Annotated in this window: 2 protein-coding genes; both read right to left on the bottom strand. The window is 61.9% G+C overall.

Annotated elements, in window-relative coordinates; all coding sequences use genetic code 11:
* Positions 1–473 (bottom strand): AMP-binding protein (locus tag J0A65_RS24615; RefSeq protein ID WP_206596874.1); only part of this gene is annotated, 473 nt, incomplete at its 3' end.
* A gap of 63 nt (positions 474–536) precedes the next feature.
* The coding region (locus tag J0A65_RS24610) for a TauD/TfdA family dioxygenase (RefSeq protein WP_206596873.1) at positions 537–785 on the bottom strand (249 nt) is incomplete at its 5' end.

The raw sequence follows: 785 nt of genomic DNA, 5'->3' as shown, positions 1-785 counted from the left end.
ATCTGCCATGCCAGCCCCAGACCGGCCGGCGTGTGGTCAACGGCCAGCAGCTGCGGCGTGGCACCACCGACAACCTGACAGGCCGGACGCAGGGCGTCCAACAAACTGGAATCGGTGAGCACCAGGCTCGGCTCGGCGTCACCGAGAATGGCCTGCAAACGCGCCAGGTGCTGCGGCCGCACGGACTCGGGCGGATACGCCGGCACAGCGATGATGCCGGCATACAGGCAAGCAAAGAAGGAAACCACGTATTCCGTGCTGCTGTGCATCAGCAAAACGGCGCGATCACCGGGTTGGCCATGCTGCAGCAACCAGACAGCCAAATCACGTGCGCGCTCATCCAGTGCACGGTAGGTCAGTGCTTCGTCCACCCCTTCAGCGATAAAACGCAGAGCGATATCGCGCGGCGTTTCAGCGGCACGCTGGACGAGCGCCTCAACCAGGTTGGTGGCAGCGTCGTAACGATCATTCATGGCATCACCTTGAATCGCGATGGGTGCACTGCACCCGCCGTGTGAAATGGAATATTCGGGTGCTCAGAGCAGATCCAGGCCATGGCCTTGCGCCATGGCCACAATGACCTTGCGCGGGCCACTGAAAGGCGTGCGCGCATGAGCAGTCAGCATGTTGTCGAGCATCAGTACGTCGCCGCTGCACCAAGGAAAGCTGACCGTCGCTTCGGCCAATACGCCGCGGATGTCATCGAGCAGGGACTCCTCGATCGGGCTGCCATCGCCGTAATAGACATTGCGCGGCAGGTCCTCTTCGTCGACGATTTCCAGCAG

The organism is Bowmanella yangjiangensis, from assembly GCF_017255015.1.
Classification (GTDB): Bacteria; Pseudomonadota; Gammaproteobacteria; order Enterobacterales; family Alteromonadaceae; genus Bowmanella; species Bowmanella yangjiangensis.
This window is presented reverse-complemented; position numbering and strand designations above follow the sequence as displayed.